Annotated in this window: 25 protein-coding genes; 7 read left to right on the forward strand and 18 right to left on the reverse strand. The window is 70.3% G+C overall.

Going from position 1 to position 25,172, the window contains the following annotated elements; translation table 11 throughout:
* Positions 1-62 precede the first annotated feature (62 nt).
* Positions 63-479, reverse strand: a complete 417-nt coding sequence (locus ACFFGH_RS30180) for a hypothetical protein (RefSeq protein WP_386675842.1) — start codon at positions 477-479, stop codon at positions 63-65.
* A gap of 226 nt (positions 480-705) precedes the next feature.
* Between ACFFGH_RS30180 and lexA the strand changes: the two genes are divergently transcribed.
* The 3 genes from lexA (at position 706) to ACFFGH_RS30195 (ending at position 3,366) form a co-directional block, all read left to right on the forward strand.
* A complete protein-coding gene (gene lexA, locus ACFFGH_RS30185) occupies positions 706-1,425 on the forward strand; it encodes a transcriptional repressor LexA (RefSeq protein WP_386675844.1) in 720 nt (239 codons plus the stop codon).
* A gap of 154 nt (positions 1,426-1,579) precedes the next feature.
* Complete coding sequence (locus ACFFGH_RS30190) at positions 1,580-2,512, forward strand: ABC transporter ATP-binding protein (RefSeq protein WP_386675846.1); 933 nt, start codon at positions 1,580-1,582, stop codon at positions 2,510-2,512.
* The gene (locus ACFFGH_RS30195) at positions 2,509-3,366 is read left to right on the forward strand and encodes an ABC transporter permease subunit (protein WP_386675848.1); all 858 of its coding nucleotides are present in this window, start codon (positions 2,509-2,511) and stop codon (positions 3,364-3,366) included. The genes ACFFGH_RS30190 and ACFFGH_RS30195 overlap by 4 nt, the downstream gene beginning before the upstream one ends.
* Positions 3,367-3,390: 24 nt before the next feature.
* Here ACFFGH_RS30195 and hflX read toward each other — a convergent pair whose 3' ends face one another.
* On the reverse strand, positions 3,391-4,932 hold the full coding sequence (hflX, locus tag ACFFGH_RS30200; protein ID WP_386675850.1) for a GTPase HflX: 1,542 nt from the start codon (positions 4,930-4,932) through the stop codon (positions 3,391-3,393).
* Positions 4,933-5,032: 100 nt separating this feature from the next.
* On the opposite strand from hflX, the gene ACFFGH_RS30205 reads away from it, so the two are divergent.
* Positions 5,033-5,647: a class I SAM-dependent methyltransferase gene (locus tag ACFFGH_RS30205; RefSeq protein WP_386675851.1), complete on the forward strand. Its 615-nt coding sequence runs from the start codon at positions 5,033-5,035 to the stop codon at positions 5,645-5,647.
* 15 nt (positions 5,648-5,662) lie between these two features.
* On the opposite strand, the gene dapF is transcribed toward ACFFGH_RS30205, so the two are convergent.
* The 5 genes from dapF to recA all read right to left on the reverse strand — a co-directional run bounded on the left by dapF (position 5,663) and on the right by recA (position 10,920).
* Positions 5,663-6,538, reverse strand: a complete 876-nt coding sequence (gene dapF / locus ACFFGH_RS30210) for a diaminopimelate epimerase (RefSeq protein WP_386675853.1) — start codon at positions 6,536-6,538, stop codon at positions 5,663-5,665.
* The gene (miaA, locus tag ACFFGH_RS30215) at positions 6,535-7,488 is read right to left on the reverse strand and encodes a tRNA (adenosine(37)-N6)-dimethylallyltransferase MiaA (protein ID WP_386675855.1); all 954 of its coding nucleotides are present in this window, start codon (positions 7,486-7,488) and stop codon (positions 6,535-6,537) included. The genes dapF and miaA overlap by 4 nt, the downstream gene beginning before the upstream one ends.
* A gap of 5 nt (positions 7,489-7,493) precedes the next feature.
* Positions 7,494-9,056, reverse strand: coding sequence for a tRNA (N6-isopentenyl adenosine(37)-C2)-methylthiotransferase MiaB (miaB, locus tag ACFFGH_RS30220; protein ID WP_386675857.1), 1,563 nt, complete (start codon positions 9,054-9,056; stop codon positions 7,494-7,496).
* A gap of 86 nt (positions 9,057-9,142) precedes the next feature.
* Positions 9,143-9,826, reverse strand: a complete 684-nt coding sequence (locus ACFFGH_RS30225; protein WP_386675859.1) for a regulatory protein RecX — start codon at positions 9,824-9,826, stop codon at positions 9,143-9,145.
* Positions 9,827-9,828: 2 nt separating this feature from the next.
* Positions 9,829-10,920: a recombinase RecA gene (recA, locus tag ACFFGH_RS30230; protein ID WP_386675860.1), complete on the reverse strand. Its 1,092-nt coding sequence runs from the start codon at positions 10,918-10,920 to the stop codon at positions 9,829-9,831.
* 275 nt (positions 10,921-11,195) lie between these two features.
* Between recA and ACFFGH_RS30235 the strand changes: the two genes are divergently transcribed.
* Positions 11,196-11,801 carry an LURP-one-related family protein gene (locus ACFFGH_RS30235; protein WP_386675862.1) on the forward strand — a complete coding sequence of 202 codons (606 nt, stop codon included), beginning with the start codon at positions 11,196-11,198 and terminating at the stop codon, positions 11,799-11,801.
* A 15-nt stretch (positions 11,802-11,816) separates the two neighbouring features.
* Here the strand turns inward: ACFFGH_RS30235 and ACFFGH_RS30240 are convergent, their stop codons facing one another.
* From ACFFGH_RS30240 to dapA, 10 genes are all read right to left on the reverse strand, one after another.
* Complete coding sequence (locus tag ACFFGH_RS30240) at positions 11,817-13,025, reverse strand: RNA polymerase sigma factor (RefSeq protein WP_386675864.1); 1,209 nt, start codon at positions 13,023-13,025, stop codon at positions 11,817-11,819.
* Complete coding sequence (locus ACFFGH_RS30245; protein ID WP_386675866.1) at positions 13,022-13,381, reverse strand: YciI family protein; 360 nt, start codon at positions 13,379-13,381, stop codon at positions 13,022-13,024. The genes ACFFGH_RS30240 and ACFFGH_RS30245 overlap by 4 nt, the downstream gene beginning before the upstream one ends.
* 100 nt (positions 13,382-13,481) lie before the next feature.
* Positions 13,482-13,706, reverse strand: coding sequence for a DUF3046 domain-containing protein (locus ACFFGH_RS30250; protein WP_386675867.1), 225 nt, complete (start codon positions 13,704-13,706; stop codon positions 13,482-13,484).
* 95 nt (positions 13,707-13,801) lie between these two features.
* A complete protein-coding gene (locus tag ACFFGH_RS30255; protein ID WP_386675869.1) occupies positions 13,802-14,113 on the reverse strand; it encodes a helix-turn-helix domain-containing protein in 312 nt (103 codons plus the stop codon).
* A gap of 145 nt (positions 14,114-14,258) precedes the next feature.
* Positions 14,259-14,819 (reverse strand): CinA family protein, encoded by a 561-nt coding sequence (locus tag ACFFGH_RS30260; protein WP_386675871.1) that lies wholly within the window; start codon positions 14,817-14,819, stop codon positions 14,259-14,261.
* Positions 14,816-15,436 (reverse strand): CDP-diacylglycerol--glycerol-3-phosphate 3-phosphatidyltransferase, encoded by a 621-nt coding sequence (pgsA, locus tag ACFFGH_RS30265; protein WP_386675873.1) that lies wholly within the window; start codon positions 15,434-15,436, stop codon positions 14,816-14,818. The genes ACFFGH_RS30260 and pgsA overlap by 4 nt, the downstream gene beginning before the upstream one ends.
* 5 nt (positions 15,437-15,441) lie before the next feature.
* A complete protein-coding gene (locus ACFFGH_RS30270) occupies positions 15,442-18,156 on the reverse strand; it encodes an FtsK/SpoIIIE family DNA translocase (RefSeq protein WP_386675875.1) in 2,715 nt (904 codons plus the stop codon).
* Between the two features lie 70 nt (positions 18,157-18,226).
* Complete coding sequence (locus ACFFGH_RS30275; RefSeq protein ID WP_386675877.1) at positions 18,227-18,949, reverse strand: LptM family lipoprotein; 723 nt, start codon at positions 18,947-18,949, stop codon at positions 18,227-18,229.
* Positions 18,950-19,099: 150 nt separating this feature from the next.
* Positions 19,100-20,776 (reverse strand): ribonuclease J, encoded by a 1,677-nt coding sequence (locus ACFFGH_RS30280; RefSeq protein ID WP_386675879.1) that lies wholly within the window; start codon positions 20,774-20,776, stop codon positions 19,100-19,102.
* A gap of 47 nt (positions 20,777-20,823) precedes the next feature.
* Positions 20,824-21,801: a 4-hydroxy-tetrahydrodipicolinate synthase gene (gene dapA, locus ACFFGH_RS30285; protein WP_386675881.1), complete on the reverse strand. Its 978-nt coding sequence runs from the start codon at positions 21,799-21,801 to the stop codon at positions 20,824-20,826.
* A 189-nt stretch (positions 21,802-21,990) separates the two neighbouring features.
* On the opposite strand from dapA, the gene ACFFGH_RS30290 reads away from it, so the two are divergent.
* Positions 21,991-23,355 (forward strand): sensor histidine kinase, encoded by a 1,365-nt coding sequence (locus ACFFGH_RS30290; protein WP_386675883.1) that lies wholly within the window; start codon positions 21,991-21,993, stop codon positions 23,353-23,355.
* 21 nt (positions 23,356-23,376) lie between these two features.
* Positions 23,377-24,030 (forward strand): response regulator transcription factor, encoded by a 654-nt coding sequence (locus ACFFGH_RS30295; RefSeq protein WP_386675884.1) that lies wholly within the window; start codon positions 23,377-23,379, stop codon positions 24,028-24,030.
* Positions 24,031-24,132: 102 nt separating this feature from the next.
* Here ACFFGH_RS30295 and ACFFGH_RS30300 read toward each other — a convergent pair whose 3' ends face one another.
* Complete coding sequence (locus ACFFGH_RS30300; RefSeq protein ID WP_386675886.1) at positions 24,133-25,023, reverse strand: DUF559 domain-containing protein; 891 nt, start codon at positions 25,021-25,023, stop codon at positions 24,133-24,135.
* Between the last annotated feature and the right edge of the window lie 149 nt (positions 25,024-25,172).

The raw sequence follows: 25,172 nt of genomic DNA on the forward strand, positions 1-25,172 counted from the left end.
GCAGGCTCCGGCACGGACCTCAGAGGCTGGGCGCCGGGAGCCGGCTTCGGTCCATCAGCCGGTCAGGGCAGATATTCGAAGGGGATGGCGAGACGCTCGCCGGGCTGGACGTCCGCAGACGGAAGGGCGTTGAGCCGGACGATCGCGGAGATGACATCCCGCGGGTCCGCCTGCGGCGCGAGTGTCTCGGCAAGGGCCCAGAGCGACTGACCCTCCTCCACCTCGACGTAGCTGAATTCCGCTGTGGATGCCGTGCCCGTTGCCACCGCGCCGCCGCCGTTCAGAACCGCCGCCGCCGTTCCGAGCACCAGCGGGAGCGCGATCACGGTGGAGAGCACAGCGCGTCCCCGTCGCGTGATCCGCAGCCGGGCCCGTACGGGCGCTCCGGCGTGGACGACCGGCTCCGTCCCCACCGGCTGGATGCCGACATGACGGCTGGCGGGGAACGGGGCTGCTGCGGTGTGGGTTGCGGTGCTCATGAGTGCGACCTCTCTCTGTCTGCCCGACCTGCTGCGTACTGCCGATCCGGTGCGGGGAAGCTGTCGTATCCGGCACTCGGCCGGGAGTGCCGGATACGAAGCTATGTTCGAACAGTACCGCGATGCGAACATACGTTCAAGCACTCCGGGCGGGTTTCGAGCCCGGATTTCGCGACACTGCCGAACAAAGGTTCCGATTCGGCGCCCGAGTGGATACAGTTTCGAATTGTTGGAGCCAGTCGACCAGCAGCCACTGACATTGAGGATCACCGTGGACGGAACGAACGAGACGCACCTCCCCGAGGCGCCACACGGCACTCGCCCGAACCTCACCGAGAAGCAGACCGCCATCCTGGAGTTCATCTCACGCTCGGTCGCGCAGCGCGGTTATCCGCCGAGCATGCGGGAGATCGGCAACGCGGTGGGGCTCGCGTCGCTCTCCAGCGTCACCCACCAGCTGAAGCGGCTGGAGCTTGCCGGCTACCTGCGCCGTGACGCCAACCGCAACCGCGCACTGGAGGTGCTGCTCGACGTCCCCGGCACCCCTTCCGAGGGCGCCGCGCCGGTCGACGACGCCGCGATGGTGCCGCTGGTCGGACGGATCGCCGCCGGCATCCCGATCACCGCCGAGCAGCAGGTGGACGAGATTTTCCCGCTCCCCCGCCAGCTCGTGGGCAAGGGTGAGCTGTTCATGCTCAAGGTCGTCGGCGACTCGATGATCGACGCCGCCATCTGCGACGGCGACTGGGTCGTCGTCCGGCAGCAGAAGACGGCCGAGAACGGCGAGATCGTCGCAGCGATGCTCGACGAGGAGGCGACCGTCAAGGTCTTCCGTCAGCGCGACGGTCACACCTGGCTGCTTCCCCGCAACACCGCCTTCGAGCCCATCCTCGGCGACTACGCCGAGATCCTCGGCAAGGTCGTGGCGGTCCTCCGCGCGGTCTGAGGCGCGCCGGCGCGGCGCGGATGTCATCCGCTGGGATGAATATCACGCACAGAAGACCCGCCTCGCGGGGGACGCCCCGCTCCGACCGCGTGCCCTAGCGTCGAGGCGGGGCCTCCGATCACGGCGCCCCGGCGACGCGACGGAATGGAGCGCCATGATCGAGGCTCAGGGATTGACCAAGCGGTACGGACCGAAGACCGCGGTGGACTCCGTCGACTTCATGGTCCGGCCGGGGATGGTGACCGGCTTCCTCGGACCGAACGGCGCGGGCAAGTCGACGACCATGCGGATGATCGTCGGACTGGACCGGCCGAGCGCCGGCACGGTGACGGTGAACGGATCGCACTACGCCGAGCACGCCGCGCCTCTGCGCGAGGTCGGCGTGCTGCTGGACGCGAAGGCGGTGCACACGGGGCGGACAGCGGAGAACCACCTGCGCGCCATGGCGGCGACGCACGGGATCGGCCGCAGTCGGGTGCGGGAAGTGATCGGCATGACCGGCCTCGACCCGGTCGCCCGGAAGCGGGTCGGGGGGTTCTCGCTCGGGATGGGCCAGCGGCTCGGCATCGCCGCTGCGCTGCTGGGCGATCCCGCGACCCTCATCCTCGACGAGCCGGTGAACGGTCTGGATCCCGAAGGTGTGCGCTGGGTGCGGACGCTGGTGCGCGCTCTGGCGGCGGAGGGGCGCACGGTCCTGCTGTCTTCCCATTTGATGAGCGAGATGTCGCAGACCGCCGACCACATCATCGTGCTCGGTCGCGGAAAGGTCGTGGCGGACGCCCCGGTCGCCGACATCATCGCGATGGCCGGCGCGGCTACGGTCCGGGTCCGCAGCACGGATCCTGAGGCGCTGTCGGCTGCGCTGTCGTCGCCCGCCGTCACCGTGACGCGTGCGGAGGACGGCGCGCTGCTCGTCACCGGCAGCTCTGCTCCCGACATCGGCGAGACGGCGGCGCGACACTCGCTGGTGCTGCACGAGCTCACGCCGGTGAGCGGTTCGCTCGAGGACGCCTACCTCTCACTCACGCAGGACGAGGTCGAGTACCGCTCGGCCGGCCAGAACATCGCCGAAGGAGCGAACCGATGACCGCCACCGCCGTCCGACCGACCTCACTGGCCGCTCCGAAGCTCAGCTTCGGCGGGGTGCTCCGCTCCGAGTGGATCAAGCTCGTCACACTGCGCTCGACGCTGTGGTCGTTGGGCCTCATCGTGCTGCTCTCCCTCGCGATCGGGCTCCTCATGGCGGCGACGTTCACGCTCGGGTCCGATGCCGAGGGGAACGCGATCCGCCCGGATGAGGACTCGGCGCGCACGCTCGCTCTGCTGGTCTGCACCGTCGGGCTGAACTTCGGGCAGCTCATCGCCGCCGTGCTCGGCGTGCTGGTTGTGAGCGGTGAGTACTCCACCGGAATGATCAAGTCGAGCCTCGCCGCCGTCCCGCGCCGGCTGCCGGTGCTGTGGGCGAAGGCGATCGTGCTGTTCGTCAGCACCACCGTGGTGGGACTCGTCACCGTGCTCACCGTGTTCCTGGCCACCGCGCCGCTGCGCGAGCCGAAGGGGCTGGACGCGAGCCTGCTCGACCCGGAGTTCGCACTGGCGCTCGGCGGCGGAGCCCTGTACCTCGGCCTCGTCGCGGTGTTCGCGCTGGGTCTCGGCACGCTGATCCGCAGCAGCGCCGGCGGCATCGCCGCGGCACTCGGCGCCATTCTGGTGCTGCCCGTCGTGTTCGAGCTGTTCGCGATGATCGCCGAATGGGCGCGCGACCTGATGCCCTATCTGATCTCCAACGCCGGTTCGCTCATGTTCAGCATCCCGCAGGACGTGCCCGACGGCGCGGAGGTCACCTCCCTCTCCCCCGGTGTGGCCACGCTTGTGGTGCTCAGCTGGGCAGCCGTCGCGCTCGCGCTCGGCGCGGTGGCGCTGCGCCGGCGGGACGCCTGACCACGGCCGCGAGAAGAACGGCGCTCAGGCCGGGACGACGAACGGCCGCAACGGGTCGGAGACGGCCGGGTCGACCAGCACGCGGACGCGCGTGCCGTCCTCCTCGTAGTCGAGCGAGAGGACCCGCCCACGATCGTGCGCGAGCGCCACGACGTCGCCGCGGTCGAACGGCACCAGCAGCTCGTACTCGATCTCGGGCTTGGGCAGCAGGTCGGAGATCTTCCCGAGAAGCTCATCGATCCCGGCACCGGTCCGCGCCGACACGAACACCGCGTCGGGCTCGAGCCCGCGCAGCACCAGCAGCTCATCCTCGGTCACCAGGTCGCTCTTGTTGAACGCGACGATCTCGGGGATCGCCCGGCCGTCGACCTCACCGATCACGTCACGCACCGTGGCGATCTGGCTCCCGGGGTCGGGATGGGAGGCGTCGACGACGTGCACGATCACGTCGGCCTTCGCCACCTCCTCCAGAGTCGACCGGAACGCCTCCACCAGCTGGTGGGGGAGATTGCGCACGAACCCGACGGTGTCGGCGAGGGTGAACACGCGGCCGTCCGGCGTCTGGGAACGGCGGACCGTCGGGTCCAGGGTGGCGAACAGCGCGTTCTCGACCAGCACCCCCGCCCGGGTTATCCGGTTCAGCAGGCTCGACTTGCCGGCGTTGGTGTAGCCGGCGATCGCGACGCTGGGGATGGCGCGCCGGCCGCGGTTCGCACGCTTCGCCTCCCGGGCGGGCGCGAAACCCTTGATCTGCTTGCGGAGCCGCGCCATCCGGGTGTGGATGCGGCGGCGGTCCAGCTCGATCTTGGTCTCACCGGGGCCGCGGCTTCCCATTCCGGCGCCGGCGCTTCCCACCTGGCCACCGGCTTGGCGGGACATCGACTCACCCCAACCACGCAGGCGCGGAAGCAGGTACTGCAGCTGCGCGAGCTCCACCTGCGCCTTGCCCTCGCGGGTCTTCGCGTGCTGACCGAAGATGTCGAGGATGACTGCGGTGCGGTCGATGACCTTGACCTTCACCACGTCCTCGAGCGCGCGGCGCTGGCTGGGGGCGAGCTCGGTGTCGGCGATCACCGTGTCGGCGCCCAGCGCGGCGACGACGTCCGCCAGTTCCTGGGCCTTGCCACGCCCGAAGTAGGTGCTGGGATCCGGGTGCGGCCGGCGCTGGAGCAGACCGTCGAGCACGCGGGCACCCGCGGTCTCGGCGAGGGCGGCGAGCTCGCGGAGAGACGTCTCCGCCTCGGCGAGCGAGCCTCCGGAGTGCACGCCGATCAGCACGACGTTCTCCAGCCGCAGCTGCCGGTACTCGACCTCGGTGACGTCCTCGAGCTCGGTGGAGAGGCCCTGCACGCGGCGAAGCGCGGCGCGGTCCTCGCGGTCGAACTGCTCACCGTCGGAGTCGACGGAGAACGCGTTCCGGTCGGGGTCCTCACGCTGCAGGGCGTCGGCTCGGCCGGACGCCGGGAAGATGGCGTAGCCGGACGCGCGGCTGGCGTCGTTCGCCAGCACGCGGTTCACCACATCCTCGGCAGGCGTCGACGAGGTGCCAGGAGTCGTATCAGACATCGGTCCCACCATACTTCGTGTCGTTCCTCGGTTCTCGGGTTGTGTTTCTCAGCGGTCCGGCCGGCCCGCCGCCGGTTCCGCGGTTCTGTAGATTCGGTGCATGGCCGGTGACCACTACTTCTCCGCGTCACCGGAGAGCGACTTCACGGTGCGATCCGTCACCGTGCGGCTCGCAGGCGCGGAACGGACGATCACCACCGCGGGCGGGGTGTTCAGCCCCGAGCGGCTGGATGCGGGCACGCAGGTCCTCCTCGACACCGTTCCGGCTCCGCCCGACGGCGGAGACCTGCTCGACCTCGGCTGCGGCTGGGGTCCCGTGGCGCTCAGCCTCGGCCTGGAATCGCCGGAGGCGACGGTCTGGGCGGTCGACGTGAACCAGCGAGCCCTCGAGCTGGTACGGCGGAACGCATCCGCTCTCGGGCTCACCAATGTCAACGCAACGCTTCCCGACGGGATTCCCGAGCACCTCCGATTCGCGACGATCTGGTCGAATCCGCCCATCAGGGTCGGCAAGGCGGAGCTGCATGCGCTGCTGCTGCGCTGGCTGCCGCGCCTCGAGCCCGGCGCCTCGGCGTGGTTCGTGGTGCAGCGGAACCTCGGCTCCGACTCGCTCCACCGCTGGATGCAGGATGAGCTGCCGGAGGGATTCGCCGTCGAGCGGGCGGCGTCCGCCAAGGGCTACCGAGTGCTCGAGGTGCGAACGCCCGCGGAGTGACGGAGGGCGCCCGTTCTAGAGCTCCAGCGCGCCGTCGAAGACGAGCTCCGCGGGACCGCTCAGCGCGACGTGCTCGCCGTCCTCGGCGGGGAACATCCGCACCCCGACCACACCACCCGGCACGGCGACGCGCCAGGCGTTCGGTGCGCCGGGGCCGGCCCAATGACGGGTCGCGAGCGCCGCGGCGGCCGCACCGGTGCCGCAGCTGAGCGTCTCCCCGCTCCCCCGCTCGTGCACCCGCATCCTGATCTGCCCGACCCCGTCGCGCACCAGGGGCTCGGCCGGCACCACGAACTCGACGTTGATGCCGCCCTCCGGCTCGGGCTCGACCTTCGGAACGTAGCTGAGGTCCGCGGCGTCGAGTTCCTCGTCGCTCGCGAGCGCGACGACGACGTGGGGGTTGCCGACGTTGATGCCGAGCCCCGGCCGGGCGACGGGCAGGTTCTTCGCCCGCACGACGGTGTCGCCGGCGACGAGCGCCCAGCGCCCGAGGTCGACGGAGAAACCGTTGGTGCTGCGCTGAACGTCGCGGACGCCGGCGCGGGTGCCGATCGGCAGGGTGCCGCCGTCCGGCAGCTCCACCAGCCCGGACTCGAGCAGGTACCGCACGAACACGCGGATCCCGTTGCCGCACATCTCCGCGACGCTGCCGTCGGCGTTGTGGTAGTCCATGAACCACTCGGCCGCGCTCTCCTCCGCCAGCGCGGCGGCACCCTCAGACAGGTTGCGCGAACGGACCGCCCGCAGCACGCCGTCGGCGCCGATGCCGAAGTGCCGGTCGGCGATCGCAGCGAGCTGCGCGGGGGTCAGGTCGATCTCACCGTCCGGGTCGGCGAAGAGCACGAAGTCGTTGCCGGTGCCCTGGCCTTTGGTGAAGGAGATCGTCGTCACCGGTCCAGCCTACCGAGCGCCGTTTCGACTCGGCTGGGGTCGTCCCAGCTCAGCCACTGGATCTGCGGATACCGCGAGAACCACCCCACCTGCCGCCGGGCGTAGCGGCGGGTGAGCGCGGCGGTGCTCTCGATCGCTTCGCGCTCCTCCACCTCCCCGGCGAGCTGCGCCAGCGCCTGCGCGTAGCCGATCGCGCGGCTGGCGGTGGAACCCATCCCCCGCGGCATGAGCGTCCGCACCTCGTCGAGGATGCCGGAGCGCCACATCTCCTCGACGCGGGCGTCGAGTGCGCGCACGAGCTCTGCACGGGGAGCGCGGAGCCCCAGCAGGACCGCCGGCCGCCAGAACTCCGCGGCGCTGGGCAGCCCGGCGCCGAACGGCTCACCGGTGAGCTCGATGACCTCGAGCGCCCGCACCAGCCGTCTGCCGTTCCGTGGACCGATCGCCGACGCGGCCTCGGGGTCGACGGCGACGAGCCGTCGGTGCAGCATGCCCGGGCCGTGCGTCTCCAGCGCGTCCTCGAGGCGTGCGCGCACCTCAGGGTCGGTGCCGGGGAACCGGAAGTCGAAGAGCACGCTCGAGACGTACAGCCCAGATCCGCCGACCAGGATCGGCACGCCGCCGCGGCCCAGGATCTCACCGAGCACCCGCCGCGTCTGCGCCTGATACCAGGCGACCGCCGCCTCGTCGGCGGGGTCGAGCACGTCGAGCAGGTGATGCGGGATGCCGCGCCGCTCCTCCTCCGGGACCTTCGCGGTGCCGATGTCCATGCCGCGGTACAGCTGCATCGCATCCGCGTTGACGATCTCGGCCGGCCGCCCCGCCGACGTCAGTCGCTCGGCGAGGTCCAGCGCGAGGGCGGACTTGCCGGTGCCGGTGGCGCCGACGACCGCCACGATCGGCTGGCCGCTCCCCTCAGCGGGCGCCGGCGCTGGCGCGGTCCCCGACACCGCCGTCAGCGCTGGCCGTCGTCGGCGGGGTGGATCGTCGCGTCGCGCGGCGCGGACGACCGGACGGGAAGGCCGAGCGACACCTGCCGCGTTCCGCCTGCCGTGACGCCGGCCGGTGCGGGCACACCGCAGGAGGCGGCATCCGCGCGGTCCGACGCATCGCCGGCCCGAGTCCGCCGAATGCGCAGTGGGGCGCCGTCGGTGCTGTCGGCGAGCAGATGGAACGGGGCGGCGTGCGTGATCTCGACCGTCACCACATCGCCCGGCCGCGGCGACGGGGAGCCGGAAGGCACCTCGAAGTGCACGAGGCGGGAGTCCTCGGCGCGGCCGCTCATGCGGTGGGTTGCCGCGTCCTTCTTCCCCTCACCGGTGGAGACGAGCACGTCCACGGTGCGTCCGACCACCTTCCGGTTCTCCTCCCAGGAGATCCCCTCCTGGAGCGCGATGAGTCGCTCGTAGCGCTCCTGCACGACCTGCTTCGGCACCTGGTCCGGCAGCGTCGCAGCGGGCGTCCCTGGTCGGATCGAGTACTGGAAGGTGAACGCGGAGGCGAAGCGCGCGGCCTCGACGACGCGGAGCGTGTCGGCGAAGTCGGCCTCGGTCTCGCCGGGGAACCCGACGATGATGTCGGTGCTGATGGCAGCGTGCGGGATGCGAGCGCGCACCCGGTCGAGGATCCCGAGGAACTTCTCCGAGCGGTAGCTGCGGCGCATCGCCCGGAGGATCCGGTCGGAGCCCGACTGCAGCGGCATGTGCAGCTGCGGCATGACGGCGGGCGTCTCCGCCATGGCGTCGATGACGTCGTCGGTGAACGCGGCCGGGTGCGGGCTCGTGAACCGGATGCGCTCGAGGCCGGGGATCCGGCCTGCCGCGCGAAGCAGCTTGCCGAAGGCCAGCCGGTCGCCGAACTCGACGCCGTAGCTGTTCACGTTCTGCCCGAGGAGTGTGACCTCCACAGCGCCGTCGTCGACGAGGGCCTGGATCTCCGCGAGCACATCCCCCGGCCGGCGGTCCTTCTCCTTGCCCCGCAGCGACGGCACGATGCAGAAGGTGCAGGTGTTGTTGCAGCCGACGGAGATGGACACCCATCCGCTGTAGGCGGACTCACGCCGGGTGGGGAGGGTCGAGGGGAACACCTCGAGGGATTCGAGGATCTCCAGCTGCGCCTCACCGTTGTGCCGTGCTCGCTCCAGCAGCGCGGGCAGGGAGCCCATGTTGTGGGTGCCGAAGACGACATCGACCCAGGGCGCCTTCTCGAGGATGACGCTCTTGTCCTTCTGGGCGAGGCATCCGCCGACGGCGATCTGCATCCCGGCGTGGGTCTTCTTCACGGCCGCCAGATGGCCGAGGTTGCCGTAGAGCTTGTTGTCGGCGTTCTCCCGCACGGCGCAGGTGTTGAGAACGACGACGTCGGGTTCGCCGTCCCGTGCGCGGACGTAGCCGGCGGCCTCCAGCGAGCCGCTCAGCCGCTCGCTGTCGTGGACGTTCATCTGGCAGCCGTAGGTGCGCACCTCATAGGTGCGTGGCGCTTCCGGCGCCGGCGCCGGCGTGGCTTCGAGCAGGGTCATGACTCGGCCAGTGTAGACGCTGGCCCGCATCGCCGGTCGGAGCGCGGACCGTCGCGGGCATTGCACCCGCCAGAGAGCCCAGCGGACTAGCGGAAGGTCACTCCCGGCGAGGCGGTGCCGCGGAGTGCTTCGGTGACCGCGGTGCGGACGATGTCTCCGGAGTACCCGCGCCGCTGCAGGAAGCCGGAGAGGCGCCGCTCGGCGGTCGCACGATCGAGCGAGCGCAGCTGCTCCGCGCGTCGGATGGCGAGCTCACGCGCCGTCTCCAACTCGTCGTCGCTCTCGATCGAGTCGAGCGCTTCGGTGATGACGTCGCCGGGCAGCAGGCGGCGGGAGAGCTCGGCTGCGACCGCGGTGCGGCCGAGCCCCTTGCGGTCGCGCAGCCGCGACACGAGGTCGTGGGCAAGGGCTCGATCGTCGAGGAGGCCGACGCCCTGGAGCCGGTCCAGCTCGGCCGCCACGGTGGACTCATCGAGCTCACGGGCCAGGAGCACCCGCTCGAGCTCGCGCCGCGACATCCCGCGCCGGGTGAGCGCGTTCATGCTGACGTTCTCCGCCCGCCGCGCCGTCTTCTTGTCCGCCGGGCGCTCCGCGAGCGGTTCGCTCGCGTCGTCGGAGTCGCGGGTCCAGTTGTCGAATGCCTGGCTCACGGCGCCGAGCTTCTCTGCCCGCTCATCGGGTGCGTCCGCGGCCTCCGACGGGCCGCTCGCCGGCGGCAGCACCCCGGGGAGGTAGCTGACGGGGGCGAGGCGGCCGTCGGAAGGCGTCACCGTCAGGAGCCCGAGGCCTTGCGAGCGGCGAGCTTGCCCTGGATCGACTCCACGTTCGGCGTGTCCGACGCCGCTGCAGCGGCAGCCGCCTTGCCGGCCTCTCCGACGCCGAGCTTCGCGAGGATCCTGGTCTCGATGTCCTTGGCGATGTCGGGGTTCTCGGCGAGGAACTTGCGCGCGTTCTCCTTGCCCTGCCCGAGCTGGTCGCCTTCGTAGGTGTACCAGGCGCCGGACTTGCGCACGATGTTGTGCTCCACCCCGAAGTCGATGAGGCTCCCCTCGCGGGAGATGCCGACGCCGTAGAGGATGTCGAACTCGGCCTGCTTGAAGGGCGGCGCCATCTTGTTCTTCACGACCTTGACGCGGGTGCGGTTTCCGACCGCCTCCGTGCCGTCCTTCAGCGTCTCGATCCGGCGGATGTCGAGGCGTACCGAGGCGTAGAACTTCAGCGCCTTGCCGCCGGCCGTCGTCTCAGGACTGCCGAAGAACACGCCGATCTTCTCGCGCAGCTGGTTGATGAAGATCATCGTGGTGTTGGTCTGGTTCAGCCCACCGGTCAGCTTGCGCAGCGCCTGCGACATGAGACGCGCCTGCAAGCCGACGTGCGAGTCGCCCATCTCGCCCTCGATCTCGGCGCGGGGCACCAGGGCGGCGACCGAGTCGACGACGATCAGGTCGATGGAGCCCGAGCGCACCAGCATGTCCGCGATCTCGAGCGCTTGCTCACCGGTGTCGGGCTGCGACACCAGCAGGGAGTCGATGTCGACGCCGAGCTTCTTCGCGTACTCCGGGTCGAGCGCGTGCTCCGCGTCGATGAAGGCCGCGATGCCGCCGTTGCGCTGGGCGTTGGCGATGGCGTGGAGGGTGAGCGTGGTCTTGCCCGACGACTCCGGTCCGTAGATCTCGATGATGCGGCCGCGGGGCAGTCCGCCGATGCCGAGGGCGACGTCGAGGGCGATCGAGCCGGTGGGGATGATCGCGACGGGAGCGCGCTCATCACTGCCGAGACGCATGACGGTGCCCTTGCCGAACTGGCGGTCGATCTGGGCGAGGGCGGTCTCGAGGGCCTTCTCGCGGTCTGCAGGTGATGGCATTGCTGCTCCTTCTGGAGTCGTGGTGGCTGCCCATAGGCTGTCGATCCGCTGTCGGCCGGTGGTGCAAGGCCGTCAGCCTCCCGACAAAGGCTGAAGAACGCGTTCGACGTTCTGCTGTCACTGTAGGAACACCGTCCGACATCGCGTCGGAGGCTGCTGTTCCGGTGGACAACCCGTGTCGTTGCATCCCTATTGAGGACGATATCCCGATGCGAACGGATGTTCGAGAGGGCGGCGGCGTGTCGGCGTCGCAGCGGGCTCGTACACTCGGACGCGTGAGCAATCCGACCTCTGGCCAGCCGTCCGTCCCCGGGGGAGGCGTGGATCACCGGTCCCGCTTCTTCGTGAAGCAGCGCCTCACGATGATGGTGAACCGGTACGAGATCCGCGCCGCGAATCCGGACGGCAGCGTCGGCGAACTGCTGGCGGTCGCCCAGCAGAAGCGGATGGCGTTCCGGGAGCAGGTGACCTTCTTCACGGACGAGTCGCGAACGGTGCCCGTCTTCTCCTTCAAGGCGCGCCAGGCGATGGATCTCGCGGCCGTCTACGACGTCTTCGACGCCGCGGGAACCCCGATCGGCTACTTCCGGAAGGACTTCACGGCGAGCCTGCTGCGCTCCAGCTTCCACCTCGGCGGGCCCGGGATCGACGCGTACGGCCAGGAGCGCAACGTCGTCATCGCCGTTCTCCGGCGGTTCACCGAGTTCGCGTTCCCGGTCCACTTCGACTTCACCGACAAGCAGACCGGCGCCGTCGTGATGTCCAGCGCCCGGCAGATGACCATCGGCGATCGCTACACCATCGATGTTCCGGACCCCCGCGTCGACTTCCGCCTCGCGGCGGCGATGGCCGTGGGGCTGGACACGCTGCTGCAGCGCTGACCGCCGCCGGGCTGGTCAGCCGAGTTCGGCTGCGCGGAGCGCCAGATAGTGGCGCTCCGCCGGGCTGACCGTTCCGGCCATGGCGCGCCGGTAGCTGGCGCCGGCCGCTTCCAGGTCGCCCGCGAGCTCCAGCAGGTGACCGCGCACCGCGTCGAGTCGGTGGCTGCGGGTGAGCGCCGGGTCCTCCGCCACGGTTCCGAGCACCGCCAGCCCGGCGTGCGGTCCGTGCACTCTGGCGACCGCGACGGCGCGGTTCAGCGTCACCACCGGGGATGGCGATACCCGCTCCAGCACTTCGTACAGGGCGAGGATCTGCGGCCAGTCGGTCTGCTCCGCCGTCGCCGCCTCGCCGTGGAGCGCCGCGATCGCGGCCTGGAGCTGGTACGGGCCGACGATGCCCGAGCCGAGCACGCCGGTGATGAGCTCGGTCCCCTCGCGGAGGAGCTCGCCGTCCCAGAGGCCGCGGTCCTGCTCGGCGAGCGGCACCAGCAGGCCGTCGGCGGTCTGGCGCGCCGGGCGACGCGCTTCGGTGAGCAGCATGAGCGCCAGGAGCCCCGCGACCTCGGGCTCCGCCGGCAGCTCGGCGCGCAGCATCCTGGCCAGCCGGATGGCCTCCGCGGTGAGGTCCGCGGTGTCCGGCCCTCGAGATCCGGGCGTGTAGCCCTCGTTGAACATGAGGTAGAGCACCTGCAGCACCACGGTGAGGCGCCCCGTCCGCTCCGGCTCGGCCGGCAGCCGGAACGTCAGGCCGGCAGCCTTCAGCTGCTGCTTGGCGCGGCTGATCCGCTGGGCGAGCGTCGCCTCCGGCACCAGGAACGCGCGGGCGATCTCCGCTGTGGCGAGACCGCCCACCGCCCGGAGCGTGAGCGCCAGCTGCGAGCTCTCGGAGAGCGCCGGGTGGCAGCACAGGAAGAGCAGGGTGAGGGAGTCGTCGTCGGCGGGCACGTCGGCGTCGACCTCGAGCGCCGCAGCCCGGTGTTCGCGGGCGGTGCGGGCGCTGTCGCTGCGCCACCCGTCGATGAGCCGACGGTGTGCGACGGAGTAGAGCCAGGCGCGTGGGCTCTCCGGCGGTCCGTCCCGCTTCCACGCGGTCGCCGCGGCGATCATCGCCTCCTGCACCGCGTCGTCGGCGGCATCGAATGCGCCGTAGCGGCGGGTGAGCGCGGCGAGGACCTGCGGCGCGGCCTCGCGCAGCAGGTCCTCGACCGGCGTGGGCGCGGTCACACCTCGGGCGGTCCCGCGGGAACCGGCCGCAGCTCCACCACGCCCGACCACGCGGCGATCCGCCCGCAGAGCTCCACCGCCCTTGCCTCGCTCGCGACGTCGACGATCCAGAAGCCGATGATCGACTCCTTCGCCTCGGCGAACGGACCGTCGGTGGCCACGGGCTGACCGTTCTCGAGCCGCACGGTCTTCGCGGCGGCGGGGTCGGCGAGTCCCTCGTTGTAGACCATCTCGCCGGACTGGCGAAGCTCCTCGTCGAGGTTCACCATGAACCCGATCATCTCCCGGATCCACTCCGGCGACTGGGTCTGCGTCATGGATTCGGCGCTTCCGAACATTGCGATCATGTACTTCATTTCCAGCTCCTTGTTCGAGGCCCCCGGTGGGCGCCTTCACTCTCATGTCGGAGCCGATCCGTCGTTCTCGACATGATGTCCGAAAATTTCGGACGCCGGTTCAGCGCTTCGGATCGGGCTTGCCTGCGCCGTGCCACCGGTTCGGCGGCACGTCCTTCGCCCGGCAGAGTGCGAGCCACACGTCGCGGGGTGGCACACCCGACGCGAGCGCCTCGCGCCCGGTCTTGCCGCCGATCTCGGCGAGGATGAGGTCGTCGACCAGCACGCGGCCGTACGCCTCGCCGAACTCCTCGGCCACGGCGATCATGAACTCGGAGCGGCGCATGATTCCACGCTACTTGGCCCGGAACCCGGTGGGCGCGGAAGAACGAGAAAGCGCCCCGGCTCGCACGAAGCGGGCCGGGGCGCCGAAGCTCGGGACTAACGGACGGCGAGGTCCGCGTCGAATTCCGCCACGAGGTCGTCGGGGATGCTGTCCGGAACGGGGCTTGCGATGCCCTCGATCACGGCCAGCCGGTCGCCGACCTCTCGCATGATGACGGAGATCGGGGTGTCGAGTGCATCCGCAACCGATGCGAGGATCTCGGAGCTGGCCTCTTTCTGACCACGCTCCACCTCGCTGAGGTAACCGAGAGCAACGCTCGCCTTGCTCGCGACCTGACGAAGGGTGCGCCCCTTCTGCAGGCGGAAGTCCCGAAGAACGTCACCGATTTCTTGACGTACGAGAACCATGGGAGCCTCCTTCTCTGCTGTGACCGCTGCGACTCGATTCCCAAAGCGGGAGAAGTAACACTACATCCCGCTTGCAAGAACTGTAGCCAGCGCAGTCTGGAAAACGCCTGTCGGCGCACCAGGTGTAACGAAACCGAAACTTCGGCTATTCCCGCGCCTCGGCCTCTGCGGGAGTCGATGCCCGCGCGTCGCCGACCCGCTCCGCGAGAGCACGGATCGCCTCGCCGACGGTCCTCGCCCGGATCTGGTCGCGGGTGCCGTCGAGCCGCAGCTCGACCGCCGCCACCGTCTCGCCGACCGCCACGCCGACGAAGACGGTGCCGGGCTCCGTTCCCGACTGCGGCTCGGGACCGGCGACCCCGGTGGTCGCGAGCCCGAGGTCGGCCGGGCGCCCGTCGACGGCCAGTATCCGTCGCACCCGGTCCGCCATCTGCCGCGCCACCTCCGGGTGCACCGGACCGTGCTGCTCGAGCAGGTCGGCGTCCACGCCCAGCACGCTCTGCTTGATCTCGGTCGCGTATGCGACCACCCCGCCGACCACCACGGCGGAGGCGCCCGCGGGGCGGATGAGCTCGGAGGTCAGCATGCCACCGGTGAGCGACTCCGCCACGGCGAGCGTCAGACCGCGTGCGGCCAGCTCGCTGAGCAGACCACTCACATGTCCGTTGGCCGCGTCCGGGCGCGGGTGATCCTCGACGGCCGTCATGCCGCGCGATTCTCCCGCCAGGCGCGATACAGGTAATCCGCCCCGGTCGCCAGGGTGGCCACGACCGCCGCCGTCATCAGCGTGGTGTTGACGACGTGCATCCAGTCGCCGAGCACCTCCCACAGGGGCACGAGGGCGAAGGAGATGGCGACCGCCTGGATGATGGTCTTGATCTTGCCGCCACGGGACGCGGGGATGACGCGGGAGCGCAGCACCGCGAAGCGGAACGCGGTGATTCCGAGCTCCCGCACGAGAATCACGATGGTCACCCACCACGGCAGCTCGCCGAGCAGCGACAACGCAACGAGCGCACCCCCGGTGAGCACCTTGTCCGCGATCGGATCGAGGATCTTGCCGAAGTCGGTCACGAGATTCTGTCTGCGGGCGAGGATGCCGTCGACGCTGTCGGTGACGATCGCGAGCACGAAGAGCCCGGCGGCCACCCAGCGCAGCGGCCCATCCTCGCCGCCGTCGGCGAGGAGCAGCCAGATGAACGCCGGCGCCATGAGAATCCGGATGACGGTGACGATGTTCGCGACGTTGCCGGTGCTCGCGGGGGTCTCCCCTGCGCGAGCGACCCGGCCGCGCATCGGGTTCGACCGCGGTTCGGGAGCCAAGCGGATCACTCCCTGCCGGTCAGCTGCCAGGCGTCCTCGTCCGAGGGGCCGTCATCCTCAGGATAGTTGCCCTCGCTGAAGCTCGGCCCACCGCCGGGGCGGACGGGCGTCGAACCACCGGACGCCGGCGCCTCCTGTCCCTTGAGCTTGGCCAGCACCCCGGCCAGCTGCTCCGGCGTGACGAGCACGTCGCGCGCCTTCGAGCCCTCGCTCGGCCCGACGATCTCCCGGGACTCGAGCAGGTCCATGAGCCGGCCGGCCTTCGCGAAGCCCACGCGGAGCTTGCGCTGCAGCATCGACGTCGACCCGAACTGGGTGCTGACGACGAGCTCCGCGGCGGCGAGCAGCAGCTCCAGGTCGTCTCCGATGTCGGCGTCGATCTCCTTCTTCTCCGCCACCACCGCGACGTCGTGCCGGTAGACGGGCTGCGCCTGGTTCGTGACGTGCTTCACGACGGCGTTGATCTCGCTCTCGGATACCCAGGCTCCCTGCACCCGGATCGCCTTCGAGGCGCCCATCGGCAGGAAGAGCCCGTCACCCTGACCGATCAGCTTGTCGGCGCCGGGCTGGTCGAGGATCACGCGGGAGTCCGTCACGCTCGACACCGCGAACGCGAGCCGCGAGGGCACGTTGGCCTTGATGAGGCCGGTGACGACGTCGACGGATGGACGCTGCGTGGCGAGGACGAGGTGGATGCCGGAGGCCCGAGCCAGCTGCGTGATGCGGACGATCGAGTCCTCCACATCGCGCGGGGCGACCATCATCAGGTCCGCCAGCTCGTCCACGACCACCAGCAGGTACGGGTAGGGGTGCAGCTTGCGCTCGCTGCCCGGAGGCAGCACGATCTCGCCGGCGACGATGGCGCGGTTGAAGTCGTCGATGTGGCGGAAGCCGAAGCTCGCCAGATCGTCGTACCGCATGTCCATCTCCTTCACGACCCACTGCAGCGCCTCGGCGGCCTTCTTCGGGTTCGTGATGATGGGGGTGATCAGGTGCGGCACGCCCTGGTACGCCGAGAGCTCCACGCGCTTCGGGTCGACCAGCACCATCCGCACGTCGGAGGGCTTCGCGCGCATCAGCACGGAGGTGATCATCGAGTTGATGAAGCTCGACTTTCCGGAGCCGGTGGAGCCTGCCACGAGCAGGTGCGGCATCTTCGCCAGGTTTGCCACGACGAAGCCGCCCTCGACGTCCTTGCCGAGTCCGACCGTCATCGGGTGCGGGCTCTTCGCCGCCGAGCCGGAGCGGAGCACGTCGCCGAGGGAGACGATCTCGCGGTCCTTGTTCGGGATCTCGACGCCGATGGCGCTCTTGCCGGGGATCGGCGAGAGGATCTGCACCTCGTTGCTCGCGACCGCATAGGAGAGGTTCTTCGTGAGGGCGGTGACCCGCTCGACCTTGACCCCGGGCCCGAGGGTGATCTCGTAGCGGGTGACGCTCGGGCCGCGGGTGAATCCGGTGACCTTCGCGTCGACCGAGAACTGCTCGAGCACGTTGGTGATCGCGGCGACGACCTCGTCGTTGGCGGCGCTCCGCGCCTTCGGCGGGGTGCCGGGTGCGAGGAGGGACGCTGCCGGCAGCCGGTAGGTGGCTGAGCTCGGCGCCGCATCGTGCGACTGGAAGTCGTCGGTCGGCTCGGGCTCCGGCGCTGCTGCCGCCTGCTCGAGGCCGGGGAGGACCGCGTCGGGTGCAAGCGTCGCCGGACCGTCGTCGCGGATGTTGGTGGCGCCTGCGGTCGCTGGGGTGATCTCGCCGGTGAATTTCTTGACCGCCTCCTCGGCGGACAGCAGGTCCTCGAGCAGCTCGATGCCGAAGTCGCCGCTCGTGCCGAGGTTCTCGGTGCTCGAGGCGTCGCGACCGACCACCGGGGTGTCGAACGCCGGCTCGTCTTCGCGGGTGGACTTGTTGCGCCGCCACCACGGCACGTTGGCGGTCTCGTTCTCTTCCGCCTCCGCCCGCAGATCGGCGAACTCGAGCTTGTCGGTGGTGTTCGCCTTGCCCTTCTTCGGGCGCTCGTCCACCTCGTCGAGCTCGGCGCCGAAGAGATAGGCGTAGAGGTCGCGCAGCCGGTCGCCGATCCGGTTCGGCGGGGTCTTCGTGATGATGAAGATGCTGAGCACCAGCAGCAGTGAGATCACCGGCACCGCAAGGAAGGGCGAGCCGAGCAGCACGAGCGGGGCGGCGACGACCCAGCCGACCACTCCCCCGGCGCGCGCCAGCACCTCCATGCCTGCCGACGGCTCCGGCTGGCCGCCGAAGACATGGCAGAGCGCACTGACCGTCGTGAGCAGCAGCACCAGTCCAACGCCGATCCGGCCGTTGTCGTGCACGCTCGACGGGTGCCGGAACAGCCAGGCGGCAAAGAGCAGGAAGATCACCGGCAGCGCGAACGCGACCCGGCCGAAGAGCCCGCCGAACGTCCACGCGTCCAGCGCGATGGCGACGGGATCGTTGGGGTTGAACCACTCCACCACGGCGCCGGCCACGGCCAGCAGGACGAGGAAGAACGGGGCACCGTCGCGGCGCTCCTCCTTGGCGAGGGTCTCCTTGCCGAGCAGGCGGAACGCGGCGCCGAAGGTGTGCGCGAGACCCATGTAGGCGCTCGTGAGGAGCCCGGGCTCCTGCTCCGGAAGGCTCCGGGCGGTGGGGAGCTTCTTGGTCGGCTGCGTGCGCGACGACGAAGTCGTGCGGGCGCGCGAGGTCGACTTGGGTACAGCCATGCCGTCAACGGTACTCGCGGGTGGCCCGCGCGGCCTGTCACCGGGCCGCGTGTTCCCCGGGGGAGGGGAATCAGGCTGGGCAGCTGTTGACGACGTTGCCGGACCCTGCCGCGGCGAAGAGCTCCTCGTCGGCGGCGAGTGCGCGGGCGAGCACGACGGTGCCCAGCATGTCGGGCTCCCAGTAGCCGGGCAGGCTCTCATCCTCGGTGGCCACCTCGAAGACGAGCTTGCCGGCGGTGCCGTTCACCACGTGCAGCGTCACGAGTCCCTCTGGCACGAGCTCCACCGTCTCGTAGGCGGCGGCGATGTCGGCCGCGGTGCTGCCGAGCGTGATGCCGCCGTCGGTGGTGAGCGACTCGTCCTCGATTTCGATGCGCTGAACGGCGTCGTCCCAGATTCCGACGCCGAACGGCGCGCGCACATAGCCTCCGCCCTCTTCGGTGCGGTACTGCTCGGCCGGGATCCAGAGGCCGGCCGCGTTGCTGCCAAGCTCGATGCCTGCGGGGGTGCCGGTGCGCTCATCGGTGCAGAACTCCGGGTCGAACACGATCATCGAGGTGTCGTCGTCCGCTGCGGGCAGGGCGCCGCCGAGCTGGAGGGTGCCGAGGCCTTCGGTGGTCAGCTGGAGGTCCGCGACGGCGGGCGGGCCGGTGGGTTCGGGACTCGGGGACTCGTTCGGCTGATCCGGCGTCGCGGACTCCGTCGCCGGGGTGGGGACGGGGCCGGTGGGTGTGCAGCCGGCGAGTCCGAGGACGAGCAGAGATGCGGCGACGAGTGCGAGCGGGCGGGTCATGGCTTCAGTGCTACACCCCGACCGCATCCTGCGTCCGGGACTCGTGCGGCGATTCGCCGGGACGAGTCCGCGGACTTCCGCGTCGACACGCCCTCAGCCGTGGCCGTTCACCGGTGTGTCGCCGCGAATATCCGCGGACTCATCCTGTCGCTAGGCCTCGATGACCACCGGCACGATCATCGGCCGGCGGCGGTGCTGGGTGTTGACCCAGCGGCCGACGGTGCGGCGCACCACCTGGCTGTAGGCATGCTGGTCGCGCACGCCGTTCTCGGCCGCCTCCGCGAGCGCCTTGATCACCTGCGGCTTCACGGAGTCGAACACCCGCTCGTCCTCGGCGAACCCGCGGGACTGGATCTCCGGCCCCACGATGGCCCGGCCGGTCTGGGTGTCGACCGCGATGAAGATCGAGATGAAGCCCTCCTCGGCGAGGATGCGGCGGTCCTTGAGGTCGGCATCCGTGATCTCGCCGACGCTGGATCCGTCGACGTAGACGTGGCCGAGATCGAGCTGCCCGACGACGCGGACGGTGCCGGCCGTCATGTCGAGCACGGTGCCGTCCTCGCCGAGGAACACCTGCTCGGCCGGCACGCCGGTCTCGATCGCGAGGGCGGCGTTCGCGGCCAGGTGCCGATGCTCGCCGTGCACCGGGAGCACGTTCCGGGGCTTCAGGATGTTGAAGCAGTAGAGCAGCTCGCCGGCGGCGGCGTGCCCGGAGACGTGCACCTTCGCGTTCGCTTTGTGCACCACGGTGGCACCGAGCTTCATCAGCCCGTTGATGACCCGGTAGACCGCGTTCTCATTGCCGGGGATGAGGCTCGAAGCGAGGATCACGGTGTCGCCGGTGCCGACCTCGATCTGGTGCTCGAGGTTCGCCATCCGCGCGAGGACCGCCATCGGCTCGCCCTGGGAGCCGGTGCTCATGTAGACGATCTGGTCGTCAGGCAGGTCGGCGGCCTTCTTGGCGTCGATGAGCACACCTTCTGGCACCTGCAGGAATCCCAGGTCGGCGGCGATGCCCATGTTCCGCACCATGGACCGACCCATCAGGGCGACCTTGCGGCCGTTCGCGACCGCCGCATCGAGCACCTGCTGGACGCGGTGCACGTGACTGGAGAAGCTGGCGACGATCACACGGCGCGGCGCCTTGGCGATGACCGACTCGAGGACCGGTCCGATGTCGCGCTCGAGCGGGGTGAACCCGGGGATGTCGGCATTCGTCGAGTCGGGCAGGAACAGGTCCACGCCCTCCTGACCGAGCCTGGCGAACGCGCGGAGGTCGGTGATCCGGCCGTCGAGCGGCAGCTGGTCCATCTTGAAGTCGCCCGTGTGCAGCACGGTTCCTGCGGCGGTGCGGATGGCGACGGCCAGCGCATCCGGGATGGAGTGGTTCACCGCGACGAACTCGAGGTCGAACGGGCCGAGCTTCTCGCGGTCGCCCTCTCCGACGTTCAGCGTGTACGGCTTGATCCGGTGCTCCTTGAGCTTCGCCTCGACAAGCGCCAGCGTGAGGGTCGAGCCGATCAGCGGGATGTCGTTCTTCAGCTTCAGCATATACGGCACGGCGCCGATGTGGTCTTCGTGGCCGTGCGTCAGCACCACACCCACGATGTCGTCGAGCCGAGAGCGGATCGGCGCGAAGTCCGGCAGGATCAGGTCCACCCCTGGCTGGTGCTCCTCCGGGAAGAGCACTCCCGCATCGACGACGAGGATCTTGCCGTCGATCTCGAAGATCGTCATGTTCCGGCCGATTTCGCCGAGGCCGCCGAGCGGAATCACGCGGAGGGTGCCGGGCTGAAGCGCGGGCGGATCGAAAACCTGACTGGGCAAGAGAACCTCGAATATCTCTGGATGCGGACGGAGGCCCGCGGGGGATTTCAGCGAGTGGTGCCGGCGACCTTCGGCAGCGCGCCGCCGGCCGCCGCGTTCCGGTCGGGCCGGAAGTTGTGGAAGTCGACGCCGGCCACGTCGCGGACCAGGGCGAGCTCATCCTCGATGAGCGCCGCCTCGTGCTCCTCCGGGCCCACGAGGGGCAGCCGCACGCGCGGCGAGGAGATGCGGCCGAGGCCGTGCAGGATGTACTTCGTCGCCACCGTGCCGGGGACGTGCGTCATGGTGGCGCGGACGAGTGGCTCGAGCCGCTTGTGCGCGGCCGTGGCCGAGTGCAGGTCGCCGGCGTTCACCGCGTCGACGATGGTGCGGTACGGCCCGGGCGCCAGGTTCGCCGTGACGCCGATGAGCCCGGTGCCGCCGATCGCGAGGGTCGGCAGCGCGTTGGCGTCGTCACCGGCGAAGTACATGAGGTCGGTCTGGTTGAGCACCCTGCTGACCTCGCTCAGGTCACCCTTGGCGTCCTTCACGGCGAGGATGTTCGGGTGCTTCGCCGCGCGGAGGATCGTCTCGTACTTGATCTCCACCCCGGTGCGGCCAGGGATGTCGTAGAGGATGACGGGCAGGTCGGTCGCGTTCGCGACGAGCCGGAAGTGCGTGAGGATGCCCGCCTGGGTGGGCTTGTTGTAGTAGGGCGTGACGACCATGACGCCATCGGCGCCCGCTTGCTCGCTCTTGCGGTAGAGCTCGATGGCGTGAGCGGTCTCGTTGGAGCCGCCGCCGGTGATGACCTTCGCCCGGCCCGCGGAGACATCCTTCGCCACCTCGACGAGCCGCACCTTCTCCGGGTCCGTGAGAGTGCTGGTCTCCCCCGTGGTGCCGGTGACGACGATGCCGTCGGCGCCGTCGTTGAGACACGCGTCGATGTGTCGCTCCACATCGGCCCAGTCCACCTCGCCGTCCGCCGTCATCGGGGTGACCAGGGCGACGAGCACCTGACCGAAGGGATTGTCTGGGGTTGACACGCTCCCCAGGGTATCGGAGCGCGTGCACCCCCTCCTCCCCCGGTTCGAGGCCCGCCTGCTGGGGATGCGGGGGTTAACCCCACCTCGCGCCGGTGGCGGGCCGGATTCCGCGGATCCCGCCGGCGGACGAGTGTGGAATCCAGCCGCCGGATCGGGCGCGCCATCCACCAGAATCGAGAACCAAGGATCATGAACACGCAGAACGACACGACGTACGGAAGCCTGTGGCGGGAGGTGCCCCGGGACCTCGGCTTCCTGCTGCCGCTGCTGCCCATCGTCGTCGTCGGCCAGGTCGTGCTGGCCACGCTCCTCTCCGCCGGCGCGGGGCTCCTCGCGATCTTCGTCGGGCTCTTCTTCCTCGTCGGGATGATGTGGTTCGCCCGCTGGCTCGGCACGTTCGAACTCGCCCGGGTGAACTTCACGGCCGGACCGCGGATCGAGCCGCCCGCCTGGCAGACGGACGGCAGGACCGGATTCTGGGCCGCCCTCGTGCGGCCGTTCACCGACGTCCACTCCTGGCGGTACCTGCTGCACGGCCTGATCGTGAACTTCGTGGTCGGCATCGTCAGCTGGGTGATCGCGTTCACCTGGACGGTCACGGCGCTCGGCGGCGTGACGTACTGGATCTACTCCAGGTGGATCCCCGAGTCCGGCCGCGACTGGAACTTCCTCGAGATCCTGGTCAACTTCTTCGTGCCGGGTTCCGGGTTCGAGGTCGACACACGCACCGGCGACAACGTCGCCCTGTTCGTCGTCGGCGTCGTGATGCTGCTCACCCTGCCGTTCGTGGCCCGTGGCCTCACCCTGATGCATCGCGGGATCGCCCGGCTGCTGCTCGGCCGCCTCGAGAGCGACGCGCTTCGGGAGCAGGTCGCCGAGGTGTCCGCGTCGCGGCAGGCAGCGGTCGCTGCGGAAGGCACCGCGCTGCGCCGGCTCGAGCGCGACATCCACGACGGTCCGCAGCAGCGGCTCGTCCGGCTGCAGATGGACCTGGCGGCCGCGGAGCGGCAGCTGGATCAGGATCCCGACCGGGCGCGGACGCTGCTCAGCGAGGCGATCGGCCAGTCGAAGGACGCCCTCGACGAGCTTCGGGCGCTGTCTCGCGGGTTCGCCCCGCCCATCCTCGTGGACCGCGGGCTCGCGGCCGCGCTGCAGTCCCTCGCCGACCGCAGCCCCGTGCCCGTGCGGGTGACGAACGAGCTGCCGGCCGACGCGGTCCTTCCGGACGAGGTCGAGCGCGCGGCATATTTCGTGGCGGCGGAGGCGCTCACCAACGTGGCGAAGCACGCCGCGGCACGTGAGGCGCGGCTCTCGGTCCGAATCGCCCGCGTCCCCGACGGCCCCGCGAGCCTCGAGCTCGCGGTCAGCGACGACGGGACGGGCGGCGCCGCATCCGTTCCCGGGCACGGTCTCGCCGGGCTCGAGGAGCGCCTGCGCGGTGTCGGGGGCACCCTCTCGGTGTCGAGCCCCGTCGGTGGCCCCACCGTCGTGTCCGCCCGGCTGCCGATCCCGGCGCCGGTCGCCACCGGCACAGGGGCGACCGCCGCCGGCTGAGTCGGCAATACGCTGGGAGCCGTGCCAGCGCTCCGCGTCGCCGTCGCCGACGACTCCGTCCTGCTCCGCGAGGGCCTCATCCGGGTCCTCGCGGAGGCGGGGGCGGAGGTCGTCGGCGGCTACGGCGATGCGGACAGGCTGCTCGCCGAACTGCCGACGCTCCGGCCGGACCTCGCGGTGCTCGACGTGCGGATGCCGCCCACCTACCGGGATGAGGGCGTGCGGGCGGCGATCGAGATCCGGCGCTCACATCCGGGGATCGGGATCCTGCTGCTCTCCCAGTACGTCGAGGTGGCGTACGCGCAGGAGCTGCTGGCATCCGGCTCCGGTGGCGTCGGCTATCTGCTGAAGGACCGCGTCGCGTCGCTGGCGCAGCTGCAGGATGCGGTCGAGCGGATCGCGGCGGGCGGAACGGTGCTCGACCCGGAGGTGGTGTCCCAGCTGCTCGGCCGGCGGCACGACCCGCTCGAATCGCTCACCGCCCGCGAGCTGGAGGTGCTGGGACTGATGGCGGAGGGCCGCACCAACAGCGCCATCGCGGAGCAGCTGTTCATCTCCACCGGCGCCGTCGAGAAGAATGTGACCTCGATCTTCGGCAAGCTCGGCCTCGAGGACTCCGGCTCCGACCACCGCCGTGTCCTCGCTGTCCTCACCTGGCTGCAGCGCCCCGCCTGACCCCGCCCACCCGCCTGACCGACCCGGCCCAGCGTGGTACGAGTCCGCGGAGATTCAGTCCGACACGCCGACACCCATCCCGTCAGCCCGGCATGTCGGGGGTCAACGTCCGCGAAGTCGTCCCGAAGTCCCGCGGAACCTGCGACCAGCGGCCGACTCATGGAAGCCCTGCGTCACCTCGGAGAGCACCGCAGCCTCCACCGTGGTCCAGTCATGCATGACCTGGCGGTAGCTGTAGCGGAGGGTCTGGAACCCCAGGGCGGATGCAGCCACATCCCGGCGGCGATCCCGATCGAACGCGTTCTCGCCGGCATGGTGCTTCTCGCCGTCGAGCTCGAGGATGAGGCGATCACCGATCACGAGATCGACACGTCCTACGCCGGGGACGACCACTTGTGTCCTGCATTCGATGCCCAACCGGTGGAGCCGCCAGCGAGCCAGCGTCTCGATGCCGCTTCCGGCGTCGGGCCGTGCGAAGTCGAGCGCGGGGCGCGCCCCGGGAGCGATCCGGGGGCGAAGCTCCTGAACCTGGGAAGGCAGGAGCATCCGAGGCGAGCACGAGAGCGCAGACTCGAGCGCGACGAGGAACTCCTCTGCGGTGCCGCACCGACTCAGCTGCGCGAGCGACTCGGGCACGCCGAGCACCCACGGTCCGCCAGTCCGGCCGCCCCAATGGGCGACCGGCTTCTGTTCGCACTCCGCATGCCCGTACGAGTGCCCCTCCGAGCCGAAATGGACGTGCAGGCGGTCGTCGTCGATCGTCCACAGGCCACGCTCTCTGAGCGCTGACACGCAGGCGAGCCGTCCGCCATGCAGGACGGCGTGCCGAAGCTGCGGCGAGGTGCTCGGATGGGCGTAGAGGCCTTCCCGGATTCGCATCACGCGTCCAGAGCGCACCGCTTCGGCCAGGCCCTTCTGAGTCGTGCCGCGCTGCAACAGCTCGGCCGTGCGGGCGATGCCGCCGACCTGCCAGCAGACGTGAGCCGGATCCACGCGCCAAGGCTCCGCCGGCTCACGTCCCGGGAGCGTCTGGAGTCACCCGCCGGCGGACATTTACGTCCCTCAGTGTCCCTGTGGACGACGGGCGCGGCGAGGTGTGGCGGTACGAGTCCGCGGACATCCGGCACGGCACGCCGTTCGAA

It is taken from the genome of Lysobacter korlensis (assembly GCF_042434515.1).